The sequence below is a fragment of the Tenacibaculum piscium genome, from assembly GCF_021390755.1.
Classification (GTDB): domain Bacteria; phylum Bacteroidota; class Bacteroidia; order Flavobacteriales; family Flavobacteriaceae; genus Polaribacter; species Polaribacter piscius.
On the sequence record NZ_JAJGWR010000001.1, the window covers coordinates 562,224 to 587,153 of the forward strand.

Annotated in this window: 21 protein-coding genes and 1 tRNA gene; 14 read left to right on the forward strand and 8 right to left on the reverse strand. The window is 30.9% G+C overall.

Annotated elements, in window-relative coordinates; translation table 11 throughout:
- Nucleotides 1–174 precede the first annotated feature (174 nt).
- The 12 genes from L0U72_RS02690 (at nucleotide 175) to L0U72_RS02745 (ending at nucleotide 12,697) form a co-directional block, all read left to right on the forward strand.
- A complete protein-coding gene (locus tag L0U72_RS02690) occupies nucleotides 175–1,764 on the forward strand; it encodes a cupredoxin domain-containing protein (RefSeq protein WP_233898354.1) in 1,590 nt (529 codons plus the stop codon).
- 2 nt (nucleotides 1,765–1,766) lie between these two features.
- A complete protein-coding gene (locus tag L0U72_RS02695) occupies nucleotides 1,767–2,333 on the forward strand; it encodes a leucine-rich repeat domain-containing protein (protein WP_233898355.1) in 567 nt (188 codons plus the stop codon).
- A gap of 24 nt (nucleotides 2,334–2,357) precedes the next feature.
- Nucleotides 2,358–2,675, forward strand: coding sequence for a hypothetical protein (locus L0U72_RS02700; RefSeq protein ID WP_232118698.1), 318 nt, complete (start codon nucleotides 2,358–2,360; stop codon nucleotides 2,673–2,675).
- Nucleotides 2,668–3,111, forward strand: coding sequence for a M23 family metallopeptidase (locus tag L0U72_RS02705; protein WP_233898356.1), 444 nt, complete (start codon nucleotides 2,668–2,670; stop codon nucleotides 3,109–3,111). Before L0U72_RS02700 ends, L0U72_RS02705 begins: the two co-directional genes overlap by 8 nt.
- Nucleotides 3,108–3,470 (forward strand): hypothetical protein, encoded by a 363-nt coding sequence (locus tag L0U72_RS02710; protein ID WP_233898357.1) that lies wholly within the window; start codon nucleotides 3,108–3,110, stop codon nucleotides 3,468–3,470. The genes L0U72_RS02705 and L0U72_RS02710 overlap by 4 nt, the downstream gene beginning before the upstream one ends.
- Nucleotides 3,394–3,759 (forward strand): hypothetical protein, encoded by a 366-nt coding sequence (locus L0U72_RS02715; RefSeq protein WP_233898358.1) that lies wholly within the window; start codon nucleotides 3,394–3,396, stop codon nucleotides 3,757–3,759. Before L0U72_RS02710 ends, L0U72_RS02715 begins: the two co-directional genes overlap by 77 nt.
- An 86-nt stretch (nucleotides 3,760–3,845) precedes the next feature.
- Complete coding sequence (locus tag L0U72_RS02720) at nucleotides 3,846–4,589, forward strand: hypothetical protein (protein WP_233898359.1); 744 nt, start codon at nucleotides 3,846–3,848, stop codon at nucleotides 4,587–4,589.
- On the forward strand, nucleotides 4,582–5,103 hold the full coding sequence (locus L0U72_RS02725) for a hypothetical protein (protein ID WP_233898360.1): 522 nt from the start codon (nucleotides 4,582–4,584) through the stop codon (nucleotides 5,101–5,103). The genes L0U72_RS02720 and L0U72_RS02725 overlap by 8 nt, the downstream gene beginning before the upstream one ends.
- A gap of 406 nt (nucleotides 5,104–5,509) precedes the next feature.
- Complete coding sequence (locus tag L0U72_RS02730) at nucleotides 5,510–5,953, forward strand: hypothetical protein (protein WP_233898361.1); 444 nt, start codon at nucleotides 5,510–5,512, stop codon at nucleotides 5,951–5,953.
- A complete protein-coding gene (locus tag L0U72_RS02735) occupies nucleotides 5,953–8,940 on the forward strand; it encodes a phage tail tape measure protein (RefSeq protein ID WP_233898362.1) in 2,988 nt (995 codons plus the stop codon). Before L0U72_RS02730 ends, L0U72_RS02735 begins: the two co-directional genes overlap by 1 nt.
- 2 nt (nucleotides 8,941–8,942) lie before the next feature.
- A complete protein-coding gene (locus tag L0U72_RS02740; protein ID WP_233898363.1) occupies nucleotides 8,943–10,916 on the forward strand; it encodes a hypothetical protein in 1,974 nt (657 codons plus the stop codon).
- Nucleotides 10,913–12,697, forward strand: a complete 1,785-nt coding sequence (locus L0U72_RS02745; protein ID WP_233898364.1) for a hypothetical protein — start codon at nucleotides 10,913–10,915, stop codon at nucleotides 12,695–12,697. Before L0U72_RS02740 ends, L0U72_RS02745 begins: the two co-directional genes overlap by 4 nt.
- On the opposite strand, the gene L0U72_RS02750 is transcribed toward L0U72_RS02745, so the two are convergent.
- Nucleotides 12,694–13,872, reverse strand: coding sequence for a tyrosine-type recombinase/integrase (locus L0U72_RS02750; protein WP_233898365.1), 1,179 nt, complete (start codon nucleotides 13,870–13,872; stop codon nucleotides 12,694–12,696). The genes L0U72_RS02745 and L0U72_RS02750 overlap by 4 nt on opposite strands.
- Nucleotides 13,873–13,999: 127 nt before the next feature.
- A tRNA-Met gene (locus tag L0U72_RS02755) sits at nucleotides 14,000–14,073 on the reverse strand.
- A 111-nt stretch (nucleotides 14,074–14,184) separates the two neighbouring features.
- Between L0U72_RS02755 and L0U72_RS02760 the strand changes: the two genes are divergently transcribed.
- Nucleotides 14,185–14,565: an START-like domain-containing protein gene (locus L0U72_RS02760; protein ID WP_193699899.1), complete on the forward strand. Its 381-nt coding sequence runs from the start codon at nucleotides 14,185–14,187 to the stop codon at nucleotides 14,563–14,565.
- A 151-nt stretch (nucleotides 14,566–14,716) separates the two neighbouring features.
- On the forward strand, nucleotides 14,717–15,547 hold the full coding sequence (locus L0U72_RS02765; protein WP_233884388.1) for an aminotransferase class IV: 831 nt from the start codon (nucleotides 14,717–14,719) through the stop codon (nucleotides 15,545–15,547).
- Here the strand turns inward: L0U72_RS02765 and L0U72_RS02770 are convergent.
- The 6 genes from L0U72_RS02770 to L0U72_RS02795 form a co-directional block, all read right to left on the reverse strand.
- Nucleotides 15,544–16,101: a YqgE/AlgH family protein gene (locus L0U72_RS02770; protein ID WP_101916830.1), complete on the reverse strand. Its 558-nt coding sequence runs from the start codon at nucleotides 16,099–16,101 to the stop codon at nucleotides 15,544–15,546. The genes L0U72_RS02765 and L0U72_RS02770 overlap by 4 nt on opposite strands.
- A 141-nt stretch (nucleotides 16,102–16,242) precedes the next feature.
- Nucleotides 16,243–17,661 carry an efflux transporter outer membrane subunit gene (locus L0U72_RS02775; RefSeq protein ID WP_101916831.1) on the reverse strand — a complete coding sequence of 473 codons (1,419 nt, stop codon included), beginning with the start codon at nucleotides 17,659–17,661 and terminating at the stop codon, nucleotides 16,243–16,245.
- A gap of 6 nt (nucleotides 17,662–17,667) precedes the next feature.
- On the reverse strand, nucleotides 17,668–20,805 hold the full coding sequence (locus L0U72_RS02780; protein ID WP_233897820.1) for an efflux RND transporter permease subunit: 3,138 nt from the start codon (nucleotides 20,803–20,805) through the stop codon (nucleotides 17,668–17,670).
- 23 nt (nucleotides 20,806–20,828) lie between these two features.
- Nucleotides 20,829–21,962, reverse strand: a complete 1,134-nt coding sequence (locus L0U72_RS02785; RefSeq protein ID WP_233898366.1) for an efflux RND transporter periplasmic adaptor subunit — start codon at nucleotides 21,960–21,962, stop codon at nucleotides 20,829–20,831.
- 44 nt (nucleotides 21,963–22,006) lie between these two features.
- Nucleotides 22,007–22,510: a GbsR/MarR family transcriptional regulator gene (locus L0U72_RS02790; protein ID WP_233898367.1), complete on the reverse strand. Its 504-nt coding sequence runs from the start codon at nucleotides 22,508–22,510 to the stop codon at nucleotides 22,007–22,009.
- A gap of 177 nt (nucleotides 22,511–22,687) precedes the next feature.
- Nucleotides 22,688–24,895: a PepSY domain-containing protein gene (locus L0U72_RS02795; protein ID WP_233898368.1), complete on the reverse strand. Its 2,208-nt coding sequence runs from the start codon at nucleotides 24,893–24,895 to the stop codon at nucleotides 22,688–22,690.
- Between the last annotated feature and the right edge of the window lie 35 nt (nucleotides 24,896–24,930).

Below are 24,930 nucleotides of genomic sequence, written 5' to 3' on the forward strand. Positions count from 1 at the left end.
TATTTTGAAATCTGTATCAATTATATATTTGATGAATAATAGAAAGAAAAATGATTAGGATTTTTAGTGAGTTTTATCAGGTTGCAAGAAAAAAGATAACTTCTTTTTTCAAAACAGACTCAGAGATAATTACCTGTGATAGAGAAGATATAACCTGTGATATAGATTGATTAAATGGCATTTACAAAAGAAATAAATACAGGTATTGAACCAAATGACCGCAAAGGAGCAGGTTTACGAACTAATATGCGCATATTGATAGCTAATGACGTTTATCTACGTGAGTTATTGAGGTGGAGTATAGATAATTTAGAATCTTTAAAGACAGGTTATAATACTCATAACCACGACGACAGATATTACAGAATCTATCAAATAGATGATTTTATTAATGCCAAACTTGGCGTAAACGAAACGGCAAAAAACGCATTAAACGCTGGTAAACTTGGCAACCACCCGCCAGAATATTACGCCAATTCAGCAACGACTTATTCTAAAACAGATGTTGATAACGCTATTCTAACATCTATGAATGAAGTTGTTCAGATATTGCTAAATAATCCAGATGTTGAAATTAATTCTATTCAAGAATTGTTATCCGAAATGACCACAGCGGATAACGCTTTAGTCGCGTCAATTGCTAATAAAGTGAGCTATGTTGTATTTCAAAATTTATCCGAAGAACAACAAAAAATTGCCCAAAAGAATATTGGTCTTTTGAACCATAACCACGATGACCGATACCCTACAAAAGACCTTGTGAATAGAACCTTTTATTCTCGAAATTACATAGATTCGAAGTTCATTCATTCTAATAATGCTTTCAATCAACTAAAAGCTGAGGGAATTTGGGATAGAGATTTACCTGAAGGTATTACATTAATAACAAATGGAGATGGTTCTGTTGGATTTCCTGAGTTAAATGGTGCGACTGCCCATTTTAATTTTGGAACTGACACAGGAACTTCAGAAAGTCAACTGAGAAGTTTCAGCTTATGGAAAGGAACATTATCTAATGATTTATATGTACAGTTTTATGATTTAGACGGTACTTCGAGGGGGTTTAAAAAAATATTTACGGAAGAAAATTTATCAAAAAAAAATATTGATATTTTACAAATCAACGCAAAAACTTTAGAAGGTAAAAATGCTAGTGATTTTGTGGTCAGTAAAGGAGGCTTTGATTTAGATACCGCTATGGCCACTTTTGATAAAGATGTTTATTCAATCAGTAATCTTGAAGTATCATTTCCAGATGGAAATAGTAAATACCCTCATTACTATGGCGCTATAACACACTTTAACTGCAAAACAATATCAGATTTAAGTTCTCAGTACAAAAGCTTCTCTATATTCAAATGGTCGGGAAAAGACAGATACTTCTTACAAGGTTATGGAGCTGAGGGAGCTAACGGCTTCAAAGAAATAGCACTTCTAGAAAACGTGCAACCAAAACAAACCGTAAAACCAACATCATCAGTAACAAGCTACACGGCAAAAGCTTCGGATGTTGGTAATATCGTACCGTTAGATAACGCAAATACTGAAATTATCTTAAACACCGCATCATTCCCACGAATTGGCGACAAAGCGCAGTATTTCTACAAAGGAATAGGAACGTGCAAAGTAGCTAGATCAGGAACGGTAACTGAATTGTGCAATATAAATGATACGCTCGAATTTGATGGGCAAAATTCAATGGTAGAAATTACAAAAACAGGAGCAAATGAGTATTTCGTTTGCGGTCAATTAATACGTGCGTAATTATGGGAATGGCAAGTAGTAGAAGATATGGAATGCAGGAAATTACTATGGTTACTACGAGTAATGCGAGTGATTGGAGTGTTAGTTCTGTAGAAAGTCAAAGCCCTGTTAAATGGTATGCTTTAGGTAATGTTTATACTCAACCTATAATGAGTGCGTTTAATACACCTATTATTGATTTTAGCAGTAACACAGGAAGTGAAACGGTTATTGTTAAATCTAGTAAGGGTTTGACTAGGTTTCATTGCATACGGTCGGAAGTAACAGTTTTAGATGTAACTAAGAATGTTATATTGACTCATTTAAGTTGTAATAACAACCTGCTAACAACTATAGATGTTTCTAAGAGCGTTAATTTAGTTTACTTGTATATATCTTTTAACCAACTAACAGGTAGTGTAGATGTCTCTAAGAGTGTTGATTTAATTACATTTGATTCTGCCGCTAACTCGCTAACAACAATCTACGTAAATCAAAATCAATTAGATATTTTAAACGAGGTAATACCGAATCCAACAGATTGGTGGTGGCGTAAAGACACACACACAACCTACGTACTAAAGCAATAACAAAATCATCAAAAGAAAAAAAAAATGAAAGATTATTTAGTAAAATTCGTAAACAACAATGCAGAGTATATTATTGCTGGTTTAATTGGCGCTATTGTACATCGCATCAGAAATACGATGAGTTTTAGAGCGTTTCTTGGTGTGTTATTTATATCGGCGTTTATTGGTTTTTGCGTAGGTGTTTTACTTCGAAATTACCTAAACGCAACCGATGAAGTAATATTCGTTGCTTGTTCTATATCAGGTGTTTTTTCAAAAGATATTTTAACCGAAATAGAACAGCTAATTGCGTTTATTTCTGTTTTTGTGAAATCTAAATTAAAAACAGGAACAAATGAATAGCCCGCTAAAAACAATAATCGACAGAGGAAACGACCCAACAGGATTCGGTCATTTTGGAGCAAAAAGAGGTTGGCGAAATGGCAAACAAAGATTTCATAAAGGACACGATATTATTTCCGTTCCTAATGAAAGTGTAACTTCCATGATTAACGGAACAGTTACAAAAGTTGGGTATATGTACAATTCGCCGAAAGCATCACATTTGCGATATGTAGAAGTTACCAACGATTTATTTAGAATAAGACTTTGCTATTTGGAAGCTTGTGTAAAAGTAGGCGAAGTAGTTTGTGCAGGGCAACGTGTTGGATATGCCGAAAATGTGGCTAAGTATCACAATAAAAACAAGAAAAAAGGGCAAGATTTAATGCTTAATCACTTGCACGTAGAAATGTATAAAGATGGTGTTTTAATTAATCCTAAAGACTATTTGATATGATACTAAATTGGATAGTCGCTACTTTTTGGAAAAATCAAAATTGGATTGGTAAAATACAGTCGATTTTCATTGTTTTATTAGTGCTTTTGATGATATATTATAAATCATTATTTGGGATTTATAAACATAAATACGTTTCAAAAATCGAAAGTGAAAAGGAAAGATTAACGGTGCAAGTCGATAGCTTAAAAGCGATTAAATCAAGAAACACAAAGCAAATTAAAAAGAACGTTTCACGGCTTAGAATCGACAAAAATAAAATAGAAACTAAACGCAAAAAAGATGAAGAACTTATTAATAATTCTAGTATTTCTGATAGGCAACGCAACGCTGTTATCTCAAAATACGAATCAAAATAAAATTGCAATTTCAGTTCGAGCCTTTGATTTTATGGTGAAAGATTTAGTCAATTGCGACAGCTTAAAAGGAAGCTATCGAGATTTGCAATTAAAAGTTGATGATTTTTCTAAAAGCAATTTAAAGTTGCTGAAAAGAAATGATAGTTTGCAGGAATTAGAAAAGCTTCATTTAGATAAAATTAACAATCTAAATAAAGATATTGTAAAAGTTAAAAAACGTCCGAAATTATCAGTTTTGGAAATAATTCTAATAACAACAAGTGCATTTGCCTTTGGATTGGCACTGTAAAATAAACAAATAAGCATGAAGCAACATTTTATTGAATTCGAGGGGGTTTTGTCAAATGTTGTGGAGTGCTTATTAATTGATATTATATGAAAAAAACTATAAATATTCCAACGTCTTGGAATGAATTATCCGATTATCAATTAAAAAAAATAGCTAGTATTATGTATTTAAACCAAAGTAAATTAACCGAGGTTAGAATATTTTTTACACTTTTAAATATCCGATGGTGGAATTTCCTGAAAAAGAAAACAGCACGTATTGTTTTAAGAAATGTTAGTTTATCAGAATTGAAGAAGCATTATTCTTTTATTTATGAAAATCAAAAACGCACTAATTTTATAAAATCATTTAAAGCGAAAAATAAAACTTTTTACGCTCCAGGTGATCGCATAAACAATTTAACGGTTGATGAATTTTCGCACGCCGAAGATTTATATTTAGGATGGATGCGAACGCAAAACATAGAGTTTTTACATTATTTAACTGCCGTTTTGTATCGAGTTAAAGACAAGGGCGGAAAGCGTATTTTTTTCGATAAAACAACTTTAGATGCTGATGTAAAACACATTTCTAAAATTGATAAAAATATATTTTATGCAATATTAGTAACTTATCAAGGTTGCCGTGAACATTTATATTCGCAATTTCCAATTGTATTTCCTAAATCTACTACAAAAAACCCTAAAATGCCAAATTCGAGCGGTTTCGGGAAATTAGCATTGCATCTGTCTGGAAAGAAATTCGGGACACATCAAGAAACCATTAGCACTAATATTTATGTCTTTTTAAGCGAATTTGAAGAACAATTAAAAGCCCAACCAAATGGCTAGAATAGATTTTAAAGTGATTACGGATTATTTAGAAAATTTGGCAGATGCTAATATTGATATTGCATCCAAATACCGATGGAATGTCACGGAATTTACAGGTAATTTAAGAAGTGGTATTGATTTACCTGTTAAATTAATTGACGCTGTAGAAGTGCAAACTTCAGGAAATAACACGCAACGTTCGCATAATAATATTGTAGCGTTTACTGTTTTAGACAAGCCAAATACAAGAACAGGAAATGCCAACGAATACGATGCGCAAAACGAGGTTTTAAACCGTTGCCAGAATATTTGCTTTGATATTGAAACAAGAATTTTACACGATGCAACCAATATTAAAGATGCTGATGGAAATAGAAACTGGTTGTACGGCCGTGTTGAAGAAGGTTCTTTTCGCTTTTACAAGATAGGCCCCATTTTTATAGATGCTTTATATGGTTATCGGTGTGAATTTGCATTAAAAAATCAAGTTTGTAAAATTCCTGATGCGTCTAAATGGAATGATATGTCATAAATATATGTTTTTCGAGTTCAACAGTTCCGTAGATTTAATAAATTATCTTTAAACCTTGTTTTTTAGTTATTTATGTAGCTTTTAATCTTGAAAATTATGTTGAACTTGTTGAACTTATTTTAAAAACCACAAAAAAACCACTCAATTACGAGTGGTTTTTTATTTAATGGTCGTTTGGTATAAATATCAGCAATAAACATTTTAACATATACCGAATATACCGATACCAATACGCTTCTTTTTTTCTTCGATTACTGACGGTTACTTCTTTATTTTGACGCATTTAGCAAATATACATTATTGTTTAGCAATTTTAAACACAAAAAAAACTCTCTTATTGAGTGTTTTTTTTGTGTCCTATTTTAAAAAAACGCACGCACTTAAATTGCAATAAATTAAAAGCCAAATGAGTAATAAAGTCGATTATGAAGCGATAAAACAGCAAGAACAACATATTGGTAATGTTGCGTCTAAGATGGTGCAAAGTCGTATTACTCAACAATTACGTGCCTACGGATTAATAGATACTCATAAGTTAGAAAAATCTATAAAAACAAAACCTGTAATGGGTGAATTGCGTTTGTTTAGAATTAGTACCAGAATGGCTAGATACGGTTATATACTTCAGCACGGTGTTAATGATGAACGAACAGGGCACACCCGTCATAACGAAAAATCAAAATTGTTCTATACCGTAAAAGAACATCGAATGATGATGCAAGGAAAATCATTTATAACCGAAGGAATTGAGAACTCTGGAGCTTTTGAGTATTTATTTAATGAAATAGGAAAACTTAGGATGAAAGAAATTCCTATTGCTTTTAACGGTGCTAATATCGATATAAAATAATGGCGTATAAGAAAAAAGGAGTTTGGGATATTGATATTGTTATCAATGGAAAAAAAGTAAAAAATACTTTAAATGGTATTGGCGCGGAAGTCGGTAAACTTAATCGAGATTTAAAGAAATTAACACCAGGGACCGAAGAATTTATTAAAAAATCCGAGGAGCTTAAAAAAGCAAGGGAGCATTATCAATCGATTAAAGATGAAATTAATGGGACAAATATTTCACTTCAAGAAGCTAAAGGACATTGGAATGATTTATTTGATGGTATTTTATCTGGTGATTTTGACGCAGTAAGTTCTGGTTTAAAAGGAATTACTGGTAATATAAAAGGAATGGCAAAGGCGGCTTGGGCTTTTATAGCTACACCGATAGGTGCTGCAATAGCTACTCTTATAGGTGTTGCAGCTGCCACTAAAGAATGGGCGAACTATAATGAAGAAGCGGCAAAAGCTAACTTAACGGTAAATAGTATTACGAGTTTAGTAGGTAAAGAATTAGATGCTGTTCGAGTAAAAGCACAAGCTTTAACTGAAATATTTGGTAAAAGTACTTTTGAAGAAAACATAGAGACAGCAAGGTCATTAGTAAAAGGGTTTGGAATTTCATACAAAGAAGCTTTTGATTTAATTGAAGATAGTTACGTAAGAGGTGCAACGGCAAATGATGAATTTAACGACTCTATCGTTGAGTTTTCAGCAATTCAAAAAAAGGCAGGTTTTACAGCTAAAGAAACTGTAGCCTTAATAAACAACGCTTATTCAGAAGACTTATATAAAGATAAATTTATTGATGCTATTCACGAGGTTGATACAGCATTAACCGAACAATCTAAATCAGCAAAAGAAGCTTTAACGGGTGCTTTCGGGGATAAATTTACAAGTAGTTTATTCAAAAAAGTTAAATCAGGAGCTATTAGTACAAAAGATGCTATTGCTTTAATTTCTAAACAAGCATCTACCGCAAGTTTAGATCAACAGCAGTACGCAAAATTAACTGCGGATATTTTTAAATCTGCGGGTGAAGATATTGGAGGTGCTAAAAAAGTATTAGAAGTTTTTAATAAAGCGTTAAATGAACAAGCTAAAGCGTTAACACCTGTTCAGTTAGAAACAAAAAGATTGTCTGATGCTCATTTAGAATTGAAACAAGCACAAGATGAAGCTTTAAAATCAGATGATTATGCTAAGTTTTCAAACGATGTAACTATTGTATGGACTAAAACAAAAACATTTTTTTATAAATCAGTAGGAGCTGTTGTTAGTTATTTTCAAGATTGGTTTTTAACGCAAAAATTAGGGTTTTCTGATATGATGATTTCGTTTAAGGCAATTCCTATGCGATTTGATGAAACTAAAAAAATATTAATTACAGCGGTTGGCAATATTTTAGATGCGTTTAAGCATTTAGGGAACGCTTGGGAATCTTTAAAGAATTTAGACCTTAAAGGAGTTCGAGCCGAAGTAGGAAATTTTAATAGTTCCATAAAAGATGCGGCAACAGGTGCTTCTGATGCTTATGATAAAATAGGTAAAAAGATAGATGAAGTTAGTAAAAAAGCAAGAAACAAGATTATAAAAGAACACTTTGATTCTAAAACAGGAGCTGGAGAAATTAAAAATTCTGAAGATATAGTTACTCCAGTAGTAACAAATCTAAATACTAAAAAAACAACGATAACTCAAAAAAGTTTAGATAAAGAGAAGGAACTTTTAAAAGAGCGAAATAAAATATTTGATAATGGTGAAAAAGAGCTTAATACAATTATTGCCAAGCAAAAAAAATCAAGGCTTTTAGCATCAAAAACAGGTATTGACAAAGAGCTTTTAGCAGTAGATCAAAAATATGCAACTTTAAAAGAAAGATTCATCCTTTCAGAAGCTGATAAAACAAATTTAACGTTAGCACAAAAAACAGAAAGAGAAGCGAAAATAAAAGAGCTTGATGAATTTCAGCGAATTGAAAAAGAAGAGCTTCAGATAGCAAATGACGCTATCTTTAAAGAGCGACTGAAACTTATTGAAGATGAAAATCGAATTGAAGAAGAAACGCAAAAATTTGATAGAGATGCCTTAGCTGCTGAAACTGAAGAACAACGCATTCAGATACTACTCGACAAAACAAGATGGATTGCAGATGAAGAAATAAAAATTGCCGAAGCAGCTGCATTAAAAAAAGCGAAACTCGCAGGGGCTACTGAAGCAGAAATTGCAGCGATAAAAAAGAAGTTTGGTCTTGAAAAAACAAAAGTTGAAACTACTTTTCAAAAAGAAAAAACAAAAGCAGATAAACAAGCCAGTACTCAAGAAAAGGCAACGTTAAAAGAACGGATGCAAGCCTATGGTGCTATGTTTGGTAATATAGCGCAATTATTAGGTGAACATACAGCAGCAGGAAAAGCAGCAGCAATTGCGCAGGCAACTATTAATACTTGGCAAGGTGTTACTGAAGTTTGGAAAGCTCCAGCCGTTTTACCTGAACCATTTAATACTGCATCAAAAGTTTTAGCAACAGCAACAACAGTTTCAAGTGGTTTAAAAGCGGTTGGAGTTATAAAAAAAACTGACACAAAAGGGTATTTTGAAGGTGGTCATACAGGAAGTAAAGCATTATACCACGATGGACAAGATGGCGTAACAGGACCAGTTCACGTTGGCGAATGGGTTGCACCAAAATGGATGAACGATAACCCACGATACGCACCAACTATTCAATTTTTAGAGCAAGAACGAATAAAAGGACCAGGGTATTTTGATGGCGGTCATGTAGCGCCACCAACATCATCAGGAACTGATTATGATGAGCCAGACGAATCAGAAACATTTGTAAATAATGATTCACCAATGTTATTGGAGCAATTAACGCGCTTAAATAATCATTTAGATAGCGGTATAATTTCATACGCCTTAATTGGAGATGATGAAATTCAGACTTTGAAAGAACGTACCAAAAAAATTAATACTTCACGCGAAAACGCTAAAATTCAATAAAAATGGCAATTACACCATCAGAATTAATATTCAATTATAAAAAAGGTACATCGCTTCCGCCTAGTAGGGTTGTGAGCTTGAATATTAAATATACACATCAACATATTAGTAAAATTACCTATGATAATAAAGCAACTAGTTGGTTGACTATTGCTCCAGAAACAGGTGTTTCAATAATCTCTTTAGGTGATACGGACAATGAATCTATTCATTTAAGAGAATTAACGATATCATTAAATGATATCGTTAAAAATTTAGAATCAGGAAAACATTCTATTGCCTTAAAAGTGTACAATAGTTACCCTGATTATCACTTCTCCGTAAATGATGAGCGTTCAACTATATTTAACGACCTGATTGGGTCTTTAAATATTACTGTTCATGTAACAGATGATTTACTAATCATATCGCCAAGTACTTTAATTTATGATAGCAAAATAGGTGATACTCCTATCTTAACGAAAAAAATAAAAATAACATCTAATAGTGATTGGGTTGCTGATTTCTCTAACTGCAATTGGATTACGGAAAGTTCGAAGTCAGGTATTGCTGGAGTTGATAAAGATTTAAGTATAACGGTAAACACGACAGGGTTACAAGTTGGGAAATATACTACAGGAATACCTATTGTCAATTCAGGAGGTTCTACTCGGATACTAAATGTTACACTAAATATCACATCTGGAGGGGAAGATTACTTGTATGCTGCCCCAAAAAAACTACTTTTTAATTACACTATTTCAGGTGATTTACCGCTATCAAAAAGAATAGAGCTAAACGCTTCAAAACAATGGACCGCGACAACTGAAGCTGCTTGGTTGTTGTTAAGTGTTACTGAAGGTGTTGCTGGTGTTGGTTTTTTTGATATCGGTATTCAAAATGTAGCAGAATTTACAGCTGGAGAATATTCAGCTGTCGTAAAAATAACCGTTGGAAGTGTTGAAGAAATAATCAATGTAGTATTAGTTGTACGTTCATTTACTAAAGAAACATTATCAGAAAAAACACTCTATTTTTCAGACGACCAAAACAATATTATTATTTCATCTGAAGGAGTAGCTACTTATTTATCTATTGATATTTCAGTTAAATATAATAGTGAAATATTCAAGTACGCATCAGGTGTTCCTTTTTTTAATGGAACTGCAAAAAAGAGAATTGGTGCAGTCGTTAATAAAATAATCAATAATGAACCTGATTTACTTTTAAATACTGTTTCTTTAAAAACATCTTATCTACCAGCGTTGCTAACTATTAACGTTCAAGAAGCTGAAATATATTCTGATGAAATAATTGAAGGTATTCAGTTAAAAAAAATTCCATTTGTAAAAGGAATTACGCCTTTTGATAATTGGCTAAGTGACAACAATAAAGAAATGTATTTGACAAATAAAGGAGTCGTGTCTTTTTCTTTTTACAACCCATTATTAACAGCAGTAACGGAAATAGTAATAACAGGTTCGGTTACTAAAACAGTTACATTTCCTGCTGTTTCGAGTTATTTTAATACTGTTCAAATCCCTTTAAATTTATTGAATTTAAAAGAAGGTGATGCTATTATTATAACCGCTCACAATACTATTGTAACCGTATTTATAAAACCAAACACTCCAGATAATGCGCTTGTTTTTTGGGAAAATAAATGGGGTGTTTTTGATTCTGTCGAATTTACAGGCGATATCTCAGAAAAAGACAATTACAAATCAAAAGATTTTAGCTACCGAAAAGACCATTTAACCACGGAAACAAAAGTGTTATCCGTAGAAAATAAAACCAGTTTCAAATTAAATACAGGGCCGTTATATACTTATGAAAGTATTGATGTCGTCAGTAAAATGTTAAAGTCAAGAAACATAAAATTAATATATCAAAATGAAATTATCGCCGTGAAATCGACAACAAAAACACTTTCACGTCCAAAAATTTCAGAGAATAACAGAACTTTTGATTTAACGTTTGAAAAATTATTAAAATGATAGAGTTTTTAAGTCGCACACCGAAATCATTTCGTTTAGACCTGACCGAAGTAAATATTACGTTTATTGAAGAAAATCCAATGTTTTTTAATTATTTAGTTAAAAAATATACCTGGCCGTTTACGAAGGAATTAGATAATGAAACTACTGCTATTTTTGATTTCTTAGATCTTGATAATGCAATTAAGTACGCTACTAAATTTTATGGCACATTAATAATTGATAACGAATTTAATGAAGCATATTTAGAAATGTCGCAATTAAATAACGGTAAAATAGAAGGTAGTATCTATTACGGAAAAGAAACAAATGTGTTGTTTTCTAAAAAGCTTTCAACGTTACCATTTAAGTTGATTTCTACAGATCATTTATTTGTACACGCGAAAGAGATTATTTCAAAAAGCTATCCAAAAGTCGGTTATAATTTCCCCATGGTTATTGATTTAGAAAAAAAAGAAAATAGTAATTATGAATATTTTGAAGGGATTATAAATAATTTTGAAGACGGAAATTTTAAAACAAATAATAGTGAGGTTATTGAAGGTGAAAACGTCATTAAAAACAGGAATCTAATCGTTCCGATGCCTTATTTAATGGAAGTTTTAAAAGTTGGTTTTGCTAGTGACAATACCATAATGAATGGTAGTTTTGTTAGTGATACTGTAAATAATAAAATTTTAATCTATACGGATAAGATACTAGAAAAGTTTTATTCAGGAATCCCTGATACCTTTAAGTTTACTACGGTAAGTGAGCTTTGGAATAATAACTACATTTCAGCAAATCACTTTGAAACATATAGTGTTACGGAAAAAGGTACGTACTCAATAAATATACTAATGTCTTTACCTGACGATATTCAAGTGCTGGAATTCAAGGTTGTTTATGGCGGTCAAATAATCTACACTTCTAAATTGAATAATTTCAATAAGAAATTAATAATTAATTCTGAAGATGTTGATGGTTCTAAATCGGTGCAATTTCACTTGAGTTTACAAAAATACAGTACTGATGGCTCCGTAGCTATTGGTGATATTTCTGCCTACAATAATATTTCTTTTAATTTAACGGACGGTGAATTAAATACTTTCCCAAATAATTTTTCCTTGAGCGAACTAATGCCAGATATTACTTTTGGAGCGTTTTTAAATAAAGTAATAAACTGGTTCAATTTAGAAGTTACGTTTGATAAAAACGTTGTCAACATCAATTATATTGAGCAGAAATTTTTAGGAACAAATTTAAAAGATGAGCGTCATTTAGAGCCAGTAAATGTGAGTAGGGTATTTAATCAAAATAAATTATATGAATTAACCGATAAAACAAAAGCATTATATATTTCATCAAGTGGTTTAGAAGCTGATAGCACTAATTACAAAAAAGAAGATATCACCTCTATTGACGTAGGTTTCAAGAAAATGAGACGAACATCTTTAAATGGTGTATTTACAGCGACAAAAACAAAAGAAGAAGATGGTTTTTCTTTTGTTTTATTTGACGGCTTGCAAAACGGAATGCCCGTTACTGTAGATGAGATTGATGGGCGTAATTTTTCACTGGAAGAAAACTACAAACGAAATTGGCGTAAATGGTTGCAATTCCGTTTAAATTCTGAAACGTACAAAGATAAATTCCCAGCGCATAGTTTAGAACAATTTAATGTTGGTGATGGTCGATTCAAATACAATAAAAAACATCTGTATAAATCTATAAAGAAACAAAGAATGTTCTTTCCGAAGAATTATTGGATGTTAGATGTTGAAAGTGAGACAATGCTTTAGAAATTTAATTTCGCACTTTGAATATTGCCGACAGCTTTTAATATGTGTTTCGGTAAATATTGTTCTGTTTGCGAGATTGAGTAGTGTCTAGCTTGATTCTTCACATCTACTGTCGGTATTCCTAATTGTAAATAATTGTTGATACCTGTATCTTTTAAAGAATACCAATGATATGTATCATTAAATTTCAGTTGTTTGCGTGTTTTTATCCAAACATCTGAAATTTTCTTAGGATTTAAAATCGATGTTCCTGGCTTAAAATCATCCGCAGAAAATAAATAATCAGTATTGTTTGCTGATTTCAAATGAATAGCTAAGTCATTTATTAACTCTAAAGGAATTGTTACAATTTGCGATTTTCTATTTTTACTTGCTTCCGCAGGTACATTAATAATTCCATTTTTTAAAATAATATCAGAAACTTTTAATTTTGTAAGTTCAGTTCTTCGAATTAAGCAATAAAAAGCTGTTTTACACAAAGTAGCGTACGCAGTATTTGTTTTTGTTAAGTAATTGAAGATTTGCTCACGAGCTTCTTTTGGAATAATTGTTCTTTTTTTGTCGCCTTGTTTTATTTTGCTAATTAAAGAAGTGAAATCCACTTTTAAATACCTTCTCTTAATTGCCCATCTCGTAAATACACCAATAAAAGCAAGGTAATTATTGTGTGTTCTTGCTGAGTTGTTTCTTTCGTAGAATATCATATCTAGAAATTCACGACACAACCCTTCTTTAAAATCAATAACAAAACACCCTTCTCTGTTCGTTTCCTTTATAAATGCCTTCATGTTGTTGATGTAGCTTTTGTATGCTCTTAAAGTATCTGAACGCAATGAGTCTTTGTCAACCTGTTGTTCTATTTGACGAATATAGATATCAAAAACATCAAATAACTTAGTAAATAATTTAGTGTTGTCGTCTTGAATAAATGGTGTCCATCCTATTTGAAGTTTCTTGTTTAAATTAGCTACAATCTGTTTAGCGTATTTACGTCGCTCTCGAATATTCGACATAGGTTTTACCCGATGGCGTTTTCTTTTTAGTTGTTTTGTTGGGTTTATTTCGTAAGGGTCTTTAGCGTAAAAGATGATTTCCCAACGATTATTCTCTTTTAATTCAGCAGGAACGTAATCGATAAACGGAATAATATTTTTTGAAGTTTGGCTTTTTTGCATTTTTTTTTTACATCAACCGCGTTGGATTAATTGTAAAGTGCATGAAATCGGAATGGTGAGTTATTGGTGCGCTTTTTTCTAAAAAACAACTGCATCCCTTTGTTTGTAAGGGATGCAGAGTTTGGAGTGGCGAGAAGCAGATTTGAACTGCCGACCTCAGGGTTATGAATCCTGCGCTCTAACCAACTGAGCTATCTCGCCATTGCGGGTGCAAATATACATCTTATTTTTAGATACACAAATTAAAATCTAATAAAAATGAATTTTTTTTTCAAAAATAAAGATATATCTTGCCATACCAAGAAAAAAAAAATGACAAAAGTTAAATACGAATTAGAATTTCCTATACACGCATCACCAAGTATGTTGTATAATTGTTTGGCAACGCCATCAGGATTAGAAGAATGGTTTGCTGATAGTGTTAATTCTCGTGGAAAATTAATTACTTTCACCTGGGATGATACCGAAGAAGAAGCTAAAATTATCGCAAAAAAAGTAAACGAACGCATCAAATATAAATGGGTTGAAAGTGAAGATGATGAAAGTTATTTCGAATTTTTAATACAAGTAGATGCGCTAACAAAAGATGTTGCCGTAATTATTACCGATTTTGCCGATACTGATGAAGTTGAAGAAGCTAAAATGTTATGGGAAAGTCAAATTGAAAGTTTAAAAAATAGTATCGGAGCATAATATTTTATACCTTATAAAAAATCACAAAAAAACTCGATATTGTAGTCTCTTATCATCGAGTTTTTTTACCGCTACTTTATCGAAATTATTCTAATTTTATTTTATAGTTTTATTATAGTTTTATTGTAATTTTGCAATCAAATTTTGAAAAATGATTAACTTTAACGGGGAAATAATATCAGAAACAGCACTACGAATATCTAAAGATAATAGAGCCTTTAAATATGGCGATGCTATTTTTGAAACCATACGGGTACTCAACACTAAAGTTGTTTTTATGGAAGACCATTATTTTAGATTAATGGCGTCAATGAGAATGCTACGTATGGAAATTCCGATGTCATTTACACTTGAGTTTTTGCAAGATGAAATCTTAAAAGTAATCAATGAATTACCAACATCACAAAATTATAGAGTTCGATTAAGTGTTTATAGAAAAGATGGCGGATTATACAAACCAACATCAAACCAAATTGATTATTTAATTGAAGCGAACGGATTTAATCCAACTCAAAAAACAAGCTATAAAATAGATTTATACAAAGATTTTTATAACTATTCTGGATTATTATCAACCATAAAAACAACCAACAGAATGTTAAATACTTTGTCAGCTATTTTTGCTGATGAAAATGATTTAGACAACTGTATTTTACTCAACGAACGAAAAGGAGTCGTAGAGGCAATTAATGGAAATGTTTTTGTAATTAAAGATGGAATTATCAAAACACCTGCTTTAACAGAAGGCTGTATTAAAGGAATTGTTCGAAAAAAAGTTATCGAAATTTTAGAAAAACATCCTGATTATTCAATAGAAGAAACTACAATTTCTCCTTTTGAACTCCAAAAAGCAGATGAAATATTCATCACAAATGCCATTGCAGGGATTCAATCGGTTACCAATTATCGAAAGAAAATATTTACATCAGAAATAACTCAAAAAATAAAAAGTAGTCTTAATTTATTAACAATTACTGGTTAATTCATTTGAACATCACTTGGAGCATTTGCCCAAATTTTATATTTGCCACCTTTTTGAAGTAATTTATTTTTCCAAAAGTTGGCATTTCTTATTGCTAAAATATTTTCATAATTATTTTCAGCGATAAACCAAGAATTTGTTTTTAATTCTGATGCTAATTGATTTGTTTCCCAACCAGAATATCCTAAAAAGAAACGAATATCGGTAGATTTTAATTTTTTATCGATTAATAATTCTTTTAAAAGGTCAAAATTTCCACCCCAATAAATGCCGTTGGCAACTTCAATACTGTTGGGAATTAATTGTGGAACTTTGTGTATAAAATATAAATTATCCTGCTCTACAGGACCTCCTTGATATATCTGGAAATCACAATCAATATCAGGAACAAAATCACTCAAAACATGTTGTGAAGGTCTGTTTAAAATAAAACCAACCGAACTTTTTGAAGTATGTTCTGTTACTAAAATAATCGTTCGATTAAAACAAGTATCATTTAAAATAGTAGGATCTGCAATTAATAACCTACCTTTTTCGAGCGTGAGAGTAATCATAATATTTGGTGTTTAGCAAGACCAAAATAAATTAAAATATGCAAAAATTAGTAAAAAATTAACATTTATTTTAAAATCATAAAAAAAACTACTAATTAGCGTATAATTAGTAGTTTTTTTTATGTAGTAGTATATTGTTTTTTATTTCCAACCGCCACCTAATGCCTGATATAAATTAACAACAATCACTAATTGTTGTCGTTTACTGTCGATACTATTTAGTTCGGCACGCAAGGCACTTTCTCTGGCTGTTAATAAATCTAAATAATTAGCAAAGCCACTTTTCAGTAATTCTTCCGAGTTCATTTCGGCAGTACGTAAGGCTTCTACTTCTTTTTTTCTAAACTCAAATTTCTTAATTTCTGATTGATAAGAAAATAACGTATTTGATACTTCATTACCCGCAATTAGCAATGTTTTTTTAAATTCTAACAAAGCTTTTTCTTGTTGAGCAATAGCAACTTCTCTTTGGGTTTTTAATTTCCGTTGATTAAATAACGGCTGTGTTAAGCCTCCTACGATATTTGCGAATAACGAATTTATATTAAATAATTTATCTAAATCTAAACTTTGCAAACCTCCTGTCGCAGTTAACTTCAAAGAAGGATATAAACTACTTTTAGCCATGTTGGTTTGTTCAAATGATTTGATTAAATTATATTCTGAAGCGATAACATCAGGTCTATTTCGTAATAAATTTGTAGGTATCCCTAGCGTGATATTTTGGTCATTTTTTTGAACAGCTAAACTACTTCTTTGTATACTAGTTGATGTTTTACCTAATAAAATACTAAGGGTATTTTCAGTTTTAAAAATAGCATTTTCAATATCTACTTGCAAAGCTTTTGCATTATTGAATTGTGCGATATTCTGATCCACTGCAACTTGTGTTACTTGTCCTGCATCTTTTAAAGCTTTGATGGTCGCAAGGCTACTTTCTCTAGTTAAAATAGTTTGTTTGGTTATTTCTAACTGCGCATCTAAAGCCAATAAATTATAATAAGTAGTGGCAATACCAGCAATAAGTTTTGTTTTTACTGCTTGATGTCCGGCAACACTTTGCAAATAAACCGCTTGTGTAGCTCTTTTGTTACTACGTATTTTACCCCAAATATCGGCTTCCCAAGTTAAGTTGGCACTAATATCAAATTGATCGGTAGAAGTATTGCTTAAAAATGCTCCAAACTGACTATTTTTTGATAATTCTTGATGCGTTACATTTGCACCAATATTTATTGATGGCAAATATCCAGCTTTTCCTTGTTTTGCGTATGCTTGAGCGGTAATCATTTGCTGAATAGCAATACGAACATCCATATTATTTTTAAGACCTTCTTCAATATATTGTTGAAGATATGTATCTGTAAATAAATTTTTCCAAGAAATATTAGCCATAGATATGCTATCTGTAGCTAAATTATCGGTTCTATAAAGAGAATCATTTTCTTTAATTTCAGGTCTTACATAATCTTTGGCAACAAAACAACTTTGTAATGTTAATGAGATTATTGCAACTATAATTGCTTTGCCAAAATAAATATATTTAGTTGTAAATTTCATGATTTTTTATGCTTCTATCGTTTGTATTGCTGATTTTTTAGTTACTTTTTCCTGTAACCATTGAAATAAGATAAATAAAACTGGAATTACAAAAACTCCTAAAATAGTTCCTATAAGCATTCCTCCAGCGGCTCCTGTACCAATCGCATTATTTCCTTCTGCACCAACACCTTTTGCTAAGACTAAAGGCATTAATCCTAAAATAAAAGCAAATGAAGTCATTAAAATTGGTCGTAAACGAGATTTTGCTCCGTGAATAGCCGCTGCTACAATAGTTTCACCATTATGACGTCTTTGAAGTGCAAATTCTACAATAAGGATGGCGTTTTTAGCGAGTAAACCAATCAGCATAATTAAGGAAATTTGAAAATAAATATTATTCTCTAATCCAAAGAATTTTGTACTTATATAAGCTCCAAATACTCCAAAAGGAATAGAAAATATAACCGCTAACGGTAAAATATAACTTTCATATTGTGCACTTAATAAAAAGTATATAAATAAAATACTTAATATAAATATAAAGGTTGTTTGATTTCCTGCACTTACTTCTTCACGAGTTAAACCAGAATAAGCAATAGTATAATTACTCGGTAATTTAGCGGCCTCTTCTTCGATTATTCGAATAGCATCACCTGTACTAAAACCATCGTTTGTAGCTCCAGATATTGTTGTAGAATTAAATAAATTAAAGCGTGTTACTGATTGTGGACCGTACACACGTTTTAGATTTACAAACTGTGTAATAGGAGTCATTTCGCCTTTTTCGGTTCTAACATACATGTTATCTAAAGCACTTTTATTTGCCCTATCATCTGGTGATGCTTGGATATAGACTCTAAATTGTTTTCCGAATTTTGAAAAATCAGATGCATAAATACCACCAATATATCCTTGTAATGTAGAAAAAATACTATTAATAGGAACTCCTTTTTCTTTTGCCAATGGAACATTTACTTCCATTTCATATTGAGGATATTTTGTGTTAAAAGAAGATTGTGCGTATTTAATTTCAGGATGTTTCATTAACGCCATTGAAAATTCTTTATTAGCTTTGTCTAAATCTGTAAATTTCCCTCCAAATTTATCTAATAAATTTACTTCAAAACCTGCTGAATTTCCAAAACCACGAATACTTGGAGGCGAAAAGAAAATAATATTTGCTTCGGGTATTGTTGAGGCAATTCCAAATAATTGACCTGTAATTGCTTTTACTGAAAGTGCTGTTGTTTTTCGTTCGCCCCAGTCTTTTAGTTTTATAATCCCAAAACCAAAATTACTTCCAGCTCCACTAATTAAACTACGTCCTTTGATAAAGTTTACACCAATAATACCATCAATACTAGTTATTTTATCGTATAAATTTCTTGATACAGCATCAGTTCTATCTAAAGAAGCACCTGCGGGTAATTCGATATTTGCAAAAATAATTCCTCTATCTTCATTAGGTACAAAACCTGTTGGAGTTGTTTTTGATGCCCAAAAGATTCCAACAATTGCCAAAATTAATAACAGTGCAGGTACCCATTTTTTCTTATATAAAAATTCTAATGATTTTCCATATCTTTCCACAGTAGCGTTAAATCCACGATTAAAAAGTGTGTAAAAACGCTGTAAAGCACTTTTATTTTTTAACTCTTGATCTTCCTTATGAGTTTTTAATAAAATAGCACACAAAGCAGGACTTAATGTTAACGCATTTACTGCCGAAATAAGAATTGCAATAATTAAGGTAACTCCAAATTGTTCATAAAAAACACCTGTTGGTCCAGTTATAAATGTTACAGGAATAAACACGGCAGCCATTACTAAAGTTATCGATATAATAGCACCAGAAATTTCATTCATGGCAGTTAGTGTTGCCGTTTTCGGATTTTTTTCACCTTCATCCATCTTTGCATGCACGGCTTCTACGACCACAATAGCATCATCTACTACAATACCGATGGCGAGTACTAAGGCAAATAATGTTAAAAGATTAATTGAATATCCGAAAACATTTAAGAAAAAGAAGGTTCCTATAATAGAAACAGGAACTGCAATTGCAGGAATTAAGGTTGATCTAAAATCTTGTAAAAAGATAAAAACTACTAAAAATACTAATAAAAAAGCTTCTAATAAAGTTGTTATTACTTTGCTGATAGAAGCATTTAAAAATAAACTAGTATCGTAGGGTACAAAAATATCTAAACCTTCTGGTAAATCTTTTTTAACAGTTGCTAATGTTGTTTTTATATGCTGAATAATTTCACGAGCATTAGAACCTTTGGTTTGAAAAATCCCCATAAATACGGCAGGATTTCCTAAACTCATGGCGTTTGAAGAATATGATTGTGCGTCTAGTTCTATGGTTGCAACATCATTTAAGGTTAAAAACTGACCATTTCCTAAGGCTTTTATAATAATATCTTCATATTGTTTTTCTTCTTTAAAACGTCCGCTGTAGGTTAGTGTGTATGAAAATGCTTCACCATTATTTTGACCCAAAGAACCTGCGGCAGCTTCTAAATTCTGTTCCTTTAAAGCGGTGATAATATCCGAAGGTATTAAATTATAAGAGGCCAACTTTTCTGGTTTTAACCAAATTCGCATTGCGTAATCTTGTTGAGAAAATACACTTACATCACCAACTCCGCTAATACGTTGCATTGCAGGAATTACATTTATTTTTAAGTAATTTTGTATGAATGTAGCATCATAATCTTCATTTTTTGAATACATTGATATAAACATTAAAGCACTTGTTTCTTGCTTTTGAGTTGTTACCCCTGTTTGTTTTACTTCTTGTGGAAGCAATGGATTTGCTCTTGCTACTCGGTTTTGAACATTAACCGCTGCTATATCAGCATCTATTTCTTGATTAAAATATACGGTAATTTCTGCTGTTCCGTTATTGGAAGCAGTAGAGGTTATGTAGGTCATTCCTTCAACCCCATTAATTTGTTCTTCAATAGGAATAATTACACTTTCTAATACTGTTTCGGCATTTGCTCCAGGATAGGAAGCAACTACTTTAATTGTTGGCGGTGCAATATCAGGATATTCCTCTATTGGTAAACTGGAGATACTTATAATACCAAGTATCACTATGATAATAGAAATTACCGTAGACAATACGGGTCTTTCAATAAATGTTTTTAACATGATGTAGGGTGTTTATAAGTTATTTAGTTTTTAAATAATGTTGGTATCGGTTTTATGGCTTGTTCAAAAGAAACCTCTTTTGGAGTAATTATCATATCATTTTTCAATTTTCCAACACCAGCAACAATAATTTTATCTTGTAACGCTACGCCTGAAGCTACTACATATAAATTATCAACAATAGCCTTTATTTTTATAATTGAAACGGTTACTTTATTCTGATTATCTAGTTTAAAAATCATTATTTTACCTTGTTGCTCATAAGTTGCTTGTTGAGGTACTACAATAGCGTTTTTATAGATTGTTGGAATTTGAATTTTACCACTATTTCCGTTTGTTAATAACTGATTAGGGTTATCAAAAACAGCTCTAAGGCTTACCGTTCCTGTATTTTTATTTACTTGTCCTGTACTGGTTTCTATAGTTCCTTTTTCAGAATAGGTACTGTTGTTGGCTAAAACAAGGTTTACTTTTGCGTAGTTTGTCAATTTTTCTTGTAATGTTTTACCTGTTGCATTTTGTAAAAAATCTAAATATGCTGTTTCATTTAAATTAAAAAAAGCATATACTTTACTAATATCACTAACGGTGGTAAGCGGTACAGAGTTATTAGGATTAATTAATGAACCTTCTCTAAAATTAATAGCGCCTACAAAACCATTTACAGGACTTTTAATGGTAGCGTATCCAATATTTGCATTTACACTGCTATAATTTGCTTTTGCTTGTGCTAAATTTGCTTTGGCGGTTTCTAGCTGAACGGCACTAATAATATTTTTTTCTACTAATGGTTTTAATTTTTCAACTTCAACTTGTGCAACATTTACACGTGCTTTAGCGGCACTGGCATCTTGATTTAAAGATTGTGTTTCTAATCTAAATAATACTTGACCTTTGCGTACTTTTTGTCCTTCATCAACCAAAACTTTTTGAATATAGCCTCCCATTTTAGCATTAACATCACTATTAATAATCCCTTCAATAGCGGTTGGATATTCTTTAAAACTTGTTACTGTTTTTGGTGTTATTTGGGTTACAGGAAAACTAGGAGGTGTTGTATTTTTTTTTGCGCTATTTTTTTCTTGTTTATTCCCACAACTTGAAAAAATTGAAAAAGCACTTACTATTAATACTAGCATTATCTTATTTTGTTTCATTTTTTACGTAGTTTATTTTAGGTTTAGTATAGGTTTTATTTGGTTTAGATTTTAAATGTATTACTTGTAATTTTGGTTCTTAATTGGCTGATAGAATCTGTGGCTTCATCTAAAAATTTTATATAATCATTATGAAAACTCAATTCAAATTTTTCATCATCATTTTCAATTTTATGATTATTTTGAATTTCTTTATAATGTTTAATTTCGATGTGTAATTCTCTAATTTCTTTCCATTGTTCGACCATTTTATCAACATGTTGAACAATACTATTTTTATTGATGTTAAAATATTTTTTACGATCGCCAGTTTTGGTGAAATACACTATTTTTTTCAAATCCTGTAAATGATTAAGATGTGTAGAAATAGTACTTTTACTAGCACACAAAATACTGACCAAATCTTCAAATGTGGTTCCTTTTTTGCCTGTAAGAATTACGTACGATAAAATACGTGCAGCAACAGGAGCTAAATGTTCTCTATTTTCTAAATGCACGCCTAATTTTTCTACTAAAGCCATTTTTTCTTTGCAGCTTTCTTTTTTCATTTTCATTAATTTGAAGGTTCTTATATGATTTTAAAAAGTAAAATCGCTCACAAAAATACAGTTTAGTTCGGAACTAACCGAACTAATCGAATAATAAATAATGATAGTAGCATAAGAAAAATAAATACTAGTTTTTTGTAGTAAAAAGAGTTGGTGATAAACTAAAACTGATTATAATTAATAACAATCAGTTTTAATTTGATTTGATTTTTGAAATTTATCTAAAGGAGTGTTTAATTTTTTTAAAGTGATGATTTCTAGTGTTTTTAAAACGCCATTCATCATCGAAAGAGAACCACAAATCATAATAGTTCCGTTGTTTTTTAAGGTTGATGCGATTAAATCAGCATCTTTTAAAAGAATATCTTGAACATGTTTTTTGTCATTTTTGTATTGTTGAGAATACGCAAGATGTATATTTTGAGTATTTAAATTTGTTAAAAAAGGCTGATATATTTTGAATGATTCTTGCGTTCTTCCGCCCCAAAATAAGTGTGTTTTTGAGTTGTTTTGTAACATTCCTAAAAAGGGAGCAATTCCTGTTCCGTTGGCAATTAAAATAGTGTTTTCTGATTTTTCAGGAAATCTAAAGTCTTTATTTTTTTGTATTCTAGCATTTAAAGTTTCATCTTTTTTAATAGTTAAAAGAAGGTTCGAACAAATTCCAAATTCATGTTTTTTGATACTTAGTAAAATATCATTTTCTATTTTACCGATAGAGTATAAGCGTTCGATAGAATCTTGTTTTGGTGTAATTGCTAATAAATCACCAGAAGAAAAAGAGTGTTTTCTTGTTGGTTTTAACCGAATTAAAAAAGAATCATCTATATTTAGAGTTGTTGTACTTACAACTGAAAATTGTTGTTGTTTTTTAGGTTTTCTGATGATTTCTTTTAAAATTATGCTACTATTTGTTTTTTCATTCCATTGTGATACCCAATTTTTAAAATCATCAAAATTTTGATTATTTATTTTGTAAATTGGTAAAATAGGCGTGAATTCAGGACTGTTTTTAAGATAATTATCAATAGTAATGGCAAATTTACAATATTCTTTATATGCTAAAGAACCAAAACCGACCACGGTGTATTTCAGCTTGTTTTGTTGAGGTATTTTTTTAATTAAATCTAAGAAATTAGTAGCATTTATAGGAGGTTGACCATCACCATAAGTTGATGTTATTATAATTAAATGGGTTGCTTTTTTATAGAAAGTATAATCATTTAAATGTGCTATAAACACGGGTTTTTTACTGATGATTAACGCATTATATAATGAGGTTGCATTTCTAAATGATTCGCCAGTTTCCGAGCCTACAAGGATGATAATTTGGGCAGTATCTTTTGAAATATTATTTTTAGGAAGTACACTTTTACGTTTTCTTTTCAAGGCAATTGCAAATCCAGAATACACAAAAAATAAAATAGCAATACAAGAAAGTAAAAGTATTGTAGCCCAAATAATAGTTCCTCGTCCTGTGTGTAAAAATAAACTCCAATCAGATAAAATAGCTGTCCATGATAAATTTTCAGCACTTATAATTTCGCCAGAATATTGATGAATAATTAGTTCTTTTGTATGTGTTTTTAAGAAAAAATAATCTTCGATATCATCTGAAAAAGGAAATTCAATACTTTTTAATTCGTTTAATTTTATGTTTTCAAAAACAGCAAATTCTTCAACAGGAGTTTTTTTAATAGCTTTTTTAGCAACATTTTCATCCGAAGAAAAACCCGTAAAACTACTCGAATTAAAGGTGTGTTTAATTTCGGTGTTAGGTAAAATATTAAATTTTTCTAAGGATAAATAAACGCCTGTAAGGGTAATTATGAGTATTGGAATAAAGGCAAAACGCCCGATAATTACATGATAATATTGAGCAAAATTTTCCTTAACAACTTTGGTGAAAAACTGTTTAATGCCGCCTTGTCTTTTGATAATTAAGATGCTTCCTGTTAGTGTAATTAAGCATAATAAAAATGAGAAAAATCTGACTAAAAAACGCCCTGTAGATTTTAAAAATAAAGAACGATGTAAGTTTGTAGTCCATTTAAAAATAGGTGATTTAGCGGTAATAGTGCTAATTTTTTTTCCAGAAATAGGATTGATGTAAAAAGTTTCGCTTTTTCCTGTTTGGGTAATTACCGAAGCCGTTACAAAATTATCTTGATTTACGGTTAAGGTAATTATTTCTTTATATTCTTTTTGTAAAGAAGCAATTGTTTGAGAAATGGTAATTTCATCAGTAGCTATTGCATATGGTTTTAACTGATTTGATATCGGTTCAAAAGCTAAAATAATTCCTGTAATCGATGTGATAAGTATAAAAATAAAAGAAGATATAGCCAAGGTTAAGTGGCTATATCTCCAAATTGAAATGGTCATAAAATCAATTTAATGTTTGTTGAAAAACTACAATA